The organism is Bradyrhizobium sp., assembly GCF_030646015.1.
GTDB lineage: Bacteria > Pseudomonadota > Alphaproteobacteria > Rhizobiales > Xanthobacteraceae > Bradyrhizobium.
Genome location: NZ_JAUSLT010000173.1, coordinates 1 through 5,572, shown reverse-complemented (window position 1 = coordinate 5,572; position 5,572 = coordinate 1). Strand labels below are relative to the sequence as shown.

General features: G+C 62.8%; 4 protein-coding genes and 1 pseudogene. All 5 read left to right on the top strand.

Features of this window, described 5'->3' with window-relative positions; all coding sequences use genetic code 11:
- Positions 1-365, top strand: a pseudogene (locus Q7T45_RS25385) (transcription termination factor Rho); the annotation flags it as partial.
- Between the two features lie 324 nt (positions 366-689).
- Positions 690-2,042 (top strand): tRNA uridine-5-carboxymethylaminomethyl(34) synthesis GTPase MnmE, encoded by a 1,353-nt coding sequence (gene mnmE / locus Q7T45_RS25380; RefSeq protein WP_304874598.1) that lies wholly within the window; start codon positions 690-692, stop codon positions 2,040-2,042.
- Positions 2,043-2,195: 153 nt separating this feature from the next.
- On the top strand, positions 2,196-4,079 hold the full coding sequence (mnmG, locus tag Q7T45_RS25375; RefSeq protein ID WP_304874597.1) for a tRNA uridine-5-carboxymethylaminomethyl(34) synthesis enzyme MnmG: 1,884 nt from the start codon (positions 2,196-2,198) through the stop codon (positions 4,077-4,079).
- Between the two features lie 120 nt (positions 4,080-4,199).
- On the top strand, positions 4,200-4,889 hold the full coding sequence (gene rsmG / locus Q7T45_RS25370; protein WP_304874595.1) for a 16S rRNA (guanine(527)-N(7))-methyltransferase RsmG: 690 nt from the start codon (positions 4,200-4,202) through the stop codon (positions 4,887-4,889).
- A partial coding sequence (locus Q7T45_RS25365) for a ParA family protein (RefSeq protein WP_304874593.1) occupies positions 4,886-5,572 on the top strand: 687 nt, incomplete at its 3' end. The genes rsmG and Q7T45_RS25365, both read left to right, overlap by 4 nt.

Sequence of the window (5,572 nt, the reverse complement as noted above, 5' to 3'; positions counted from 1 at the left end):
AACGCTTCTTCGGCGCCGCGCGCAACATCGAGGAGGGTGGCTCGCTCACCATCATCGCGACCGCGCTGGTCGATACCGGCAGCCGCATGGACGAAGTCATTTTCGAAGAGTTCAAGGGCACCGGCAATTCCGAACTGATTCTTGATCTCAATGTCTCGGACAAGCTGACCTTCCCGGCGATCGACATATCGCGCTCAGGCACCCGCAAGGAAGAGCTTATCACCGATCCGCAGCTCCTGAAGAAAATGTATGTGCTGCGCCGGATCCTCAATCCGATGGGCACCATGGACGCGATCGACTTCCTGCTCGACAAGCTGCGCAACACCAAGAACAACGCGGAATTCTTCGAGTCGATGAATACTTGACCGATCTGCTCTGTATTGAATGGGGCGTCCTTGCGCAGGTAGGGGCGCCCTTTTCGTTGCGTGTCCAAAGTTCATGCTGCGGTCGATATTGCAGCATAGCTGCAGCATACCGAGTGTATCCGGCCCCCGATATCTATCTAAGTAATGGAAGTAATTATATATTTGGTTCTTCCAGCGCATCCGGGAAACGGGCCGATTTCTGCGCCAGATTGCTGCGGAAATGCTGCGGTAATGGGGTCTACCCGGTGTGACGTATCGTTTCGGCGAGATCGCCGACTGATGGCAATTGCGTTGCCTTTTCAATGGCTCCGGCACAAATAGGCGATGCACCCGCGGGAACAGACCATCTTTGCCCTTTCGTCGGGCCGGCCGCCGAGCGCGATCGCCCTGGTGCGGGTTTCCGGACCCGGGGCCGGGCCGGTTCTGACCGTTTTGGCTGGTAAGATTCCGGCGCCGCGGATGGCGACGCGGGCGCTGTTGCGGGATGCCGACCGACAGCCGATCGACGACGCGGTAGTGCTGTGGTTTCCGGGACCGGCCAGCGCGACCGGCGAGGATGTCGCGGAATTTCACGTTCATGGCGGGCGCGCGGTGCTGGGGGCGTTGTTCGCGGCGCTCGCAGCCTTCGAAAATGTCCGCGCCGCCGAGCCCGGAGAATTTACCCGCCGGGCCTTCGAGAACGGAAAACTCGACCTCACCGAGGCCGAGGGCCTCGACGATCTGATCCATGCCGACACCGACCGGCAACGCCGCCAGGCACTGCGCCAGTTGAAGGGCCTGCTCGGCGACCGCGCGCGCGACTGGCGCGCGCAGATCATCGAGGCCTCGGCATTGATCGAAGCCGGGATTGATTTCTCCGACGAGGCTGACGTGCCGGCCGAACTGATCGCGCCGGCACTCCTGAAGATCAAAGGGCTGCTTGCGGAAATCGAAGAAGTCCTTGCGGCACAGGGACGAAGTGAACGTCTGCGCGATGGCCTGGTGGTGGCAATCGCCGGCCCGCCGAATGTCGGCAAATCGACGCTGATGAATTATCTGGCGCGGCGCGAGGTCGCGATCGTCTCGCCGCATGCCGGCACTACACGCGACATCATCGAGGTGCAGCTCGATCTCGACGGCTATCCGGTGACGGTGATCGATACCGCCGGGATTCGCGAGACCGACGATCCAGTGGAGCAGGAAGGCGTCCGTCGGGCTCGCGCCCGTGCCGCCGAGGCCGACCTGGTGTTGTGGCTTGCCGATTCGCAGCACGAGAAGATTTCGTTCGAAGGTGCTGCGCCGGTTTGGCTGGTGCGCAACAAGATCGACCTCGTCGCCCGCCGGCCTGATGGGACGCGATCAGTTCCGGGTGTGGGGCAGGGCGAAGGCGTGGCGGAATTTCGGATTTCGGCCAGCCGGGGCGACGGGATGCCGGAACTGGTGTCGGCCCTGGTCCGATTCGCGCATGATTATTTCGGCTCCGATGATGGGGGGCTGATCGGCAGGGCGCGGCAGCGAAAATTGTTGCAGGAAACAGCGGCCTCGTTGCTGCGCAGCATTGATGTCGTCGCGACCGGGGAGGAACTTGCCGCCGAGGATCTGCGGGCGGCGGCGCATTCCTTGGGGCGGCTGCTGGGTCGGGTGGATGTCGAGGATATCCTCGATGTGATCTTCCGGGAGTTTTGTATAGGTAAGTAATATTTCTTGGTTCATTTTATGGAACCGAATGGAACCCGAATTGTTTCACGTGAAACAACAGTCTTGTCCTCGGATCCGGTGTTTCACGTGAAACAGGCCATTTCAACGAACTTACCACTTCCGGCTTTTGCCGCTCCGCGATAAAAGCTTCGCATGACTACCACCCTCAAATCGTTCGACGTCATCGTGGTCGGTGGCGGCCACGCCGGCTGTGAAGCCGCGAGCGCCGCTGCGCGCTTGGGCGCCAGGACGGTGCTGGTGACCCATCGTTTTGCAACGATCGGCGCGATGTCCTGCAATCCCGCCATCGGCGGGCTCGGCAAAGGCCATCTCGTTCGCGAGGTCGATGCGCTCGACGGCCTGATGGGTCGGGTCGCCGATGCCGGCGGTATCCAGTTTCGCATGCTCAATCGGCGCAAGGGTCCCGCGGTCCGGGGGCCCCGCGCCCAGGCCGACCGCAAGCTCTATGCCGCGGCGATGCAGGCCGCCATCCGCGAGACCGCCAACCTCAGCGTAATCGAGGGCGAGGCGGACGAACTCTCCATCTCGAACGGTCGCGTCACCGGGATCCGCTTGATCGGCGGCCGTGAGCTGTCGGCGGGCGCCGTGGTCATCACCACCGGCACCTTTCTGCGGGGCCTTATCCATCTCGGCGAGAAGAACTGGCCGGCCGGACGCGTCGACGAGGCTCCGGCATTGGGACTTTCAAAATCCTTCGAGCAGGCCGGCTTTACCCTTGGGCGGTTGAAGACCGGAACTCCACCCCGGCTCGATGGCAGCACAATCGACTGGTCGGCCGTGGAGATGCAGTCGGGGGACGATCCGCCGGAGCCGTTTTCGGTGATGACCGACCGGATTACCACGCCGCAGATCCAGTGCGGGATCACCCGCACCACGCCGGCGACCCATGAGGTGATCCGGGCCAATGTTCATCGCTCGCCGATGTATTCCGGCCAGATCAAGAGCTCGGGTCCGCGCTATTGCCCGTCGATCGAGGACAAGATCGTCCGCTTTGGCGATCGCGACGGGCACCAGATCTTTCTGGAGCCCGAAGGGCTCGATGACAGCACGGTCTATCCCAACGGCATCTCGACCTCGCTGCCGGAAGAGGTACAGCTCGCGATCCTGGCGACCATCCCGGGTCTTGAGCGGGTCCGGATGGTCCGGCCGGGCTATGCGATCGAATATGACCACGTCGATCCCCGCGAACTCGATGCGACCCTGCAGACCAGGCGGTTGCCCGGGCTGTTCCTGGCGGGGCAGATCAATGGGACCACAGGCTATGAAGAGGCGGCGGCGCAGGGGCTGGTTGCCGGCCTCAACGCCGCCTTGGCGGCCAGCGGCGCCGAATCGATCGTATTCGACCGCGCCGACGGCTATCTCGGCGTGATGATCGACGATCTGGTGACCCGCGGGATCACCGAGCCGTACCGGATGTTCACCTCGCGGGCCGAATATCGGCTGACCCTGCGGGCCGACAATGCCGACCAGCGCCTGACCGACAAGGGAATCGCCTTGGGGTGCGTCGGGCGGGCTCGATCGATCCGTCACGGCGCCAAGATGGCGGCGCTGAATGATGCGAAGGCACTGGCAAAGTCGCTGAACATCACCCCCAATGAAGCCGGCAAGCATGGGCTGCTGCTTAACCGGGATGGCCAGCGCCGCTCGGCGTTCGAATTGCTGGCCTATCCCGAGGTCGGCTGGAGCGAAGTCCGCGGCATCTGGCCGGAGTTGTCGGCCATTGACCCAGCGATCGCAGTTCACCTTGAGATCGACGCCAAATACGACGTCTATCTGAAGCGCCAGACCGCCGACGTCGATGCCTTCCGGCGCGACGAGGGGCTGAGCCTGACCGATATTGATTACAGCCTGGTGCCGGGGCTTTCCAACGAGGCTCGCTCGAAACTCGAAGCCGCTCGCCCGCGAACGGTGGGGCAGGCGGGACGGATCGACGCTATGACACCGGCGGCGCTAGGTATCCTGGCGGCCTATCTGCGGCGGGAAGCCCGAAAGAAGCCCAGCGTGGTGTCCGCCTAGACTGTTTCACGTGAAACGTTGGGATCGGGGATTTTAATCGTCATTGCGAGGAGCGTAGCGACGAAGCAATGCTTCGCTACGCTCGCAATGACGGCTTGAATACGGTCGGTACCCCATCACATGCTCAAACCTCTGAAATCCCCCATCCCGCTTGCCGACAAGGCCGCAGCACTGGCGTTGACGCCTGTTTCACGTGAAACCGAGGCGCGGCTGGATCGCTATGTCGATCTGTTGCTGGAGTGGCAGGCCAAAACCAATCTGGTGGCGCCGTCGACGCTTCCCAATCTGTGGACCCGCCACATCGCCGATTCGCTGCAGCTGCTGACAATCGCTCCCTCCGCCAGGGTCTGGGCCGATCTCGGCAGCGGCGGGGGCTTTCCGGGAGTGGTGCTGGCCTGTGCGCTGGCGGAGACGCCGGGCGCCATCATTCACCTGGTCGAGCGCAATGCCAAGAAGGCCGCGTTCCTGCGCGAGGCGCTGCGAGTTACCAACTCGCCCGGCAAAGTTCACCTCGCGGATATCGGGGATAGTGTGGATAGAATCACCGGGCCTGTCGATTGCGTCACTGCCCGGGCGGTGGCTCCGCTACACCAGCTCATCGGCTTCGCGGAGCCGCTGGTGAGACATGGCGCGAAGGCGCTGTTGCTCAAAGGCCAAGATGTAGAGGCTGAATTGACCGAAGCCACTAAATATTGGAATATCAAGCCGCATCTTCATTCCAGCCGCACCGGCGGACACGGCTGGATCGTCGAGCTCGACCAGATCGAGCGGCGCAATCCATCCGCGACAGAAAATGGCGTCAGCGCATGACCGTAATTGATCATATTTATCAAGAGGATAAGGCCCCACATCCGGCCGGCCATCCGCGCATCCTGGCGCTCGCCAACCAGAAGGGCGGCGTCGGCAAGACCACCACCGCGATCAATCTCGGAACCGCACTCGCAGCGATTGGGGAGCGGGTGCTGATCGTCGACCTCGATCCACAGGGCAACGCTTCCACCGGTCTCGGCATCGACCGCCGCAGCCGCAGCTGCTCGACCTATGACGTGCTGATCGGCGAGGCGCCGCTGCGCGACGCCGTGGTGCCGACCGCGGTGCCGCGGCTGCATATCGCGGCTTCCACCATGGATCTTTCCGGCCTCGAACTCGAACTCGGCTCGACGCGTGACCGCGCCTTCCGCCTGCGTGATGCGATCGCCGCCTTGAACACCGACGCCGCGCCCGATGCCGACTACACCTACGTGTTGATCGATTGTCCGCCGTCGCTCAATCTTCTCACCGTCAATGCGATGGCCGCCTCCGATGCGATCCTGGTGCCGCTGCAATGCGAATTCTTCGCGCTCGAAGGCCTGTCGCAATTGCTGCAGACGGTGGAGCAGGTGCGCTCGACCCTCAATCCCAATCTGTCGATCCACGGCATCGTGCTGACCATGTTCGACTCGCGCAACAATTTGTCGAACCAGGTCGTCGCCGACGTGCGCCAGTTCATGGGC

Excerpts from the sequence above, each read along its gene's own strand:
- mnmE (WP_304874598.1), top strand. The coding sequence starts at position 690 with ATGCACCCGCGGGAACAGACCATCTTTGCCCTTTCGTCGGGCCGGCCG.
- mnmG (WP_304874597.1), top strand. The coding sequence starts at position 2,196 with ATGACTACCACCCTCAAATCGTTCGACGTCATCGTGGTCGGTGGCGGC.
- rsmG (WP_304874595.1), top strand. The coding sequence starts at position 4,200 with ATGCTCAAACCTCTGAAATCCCCCATCCCGCTTGCCGACAAGGCCGCA.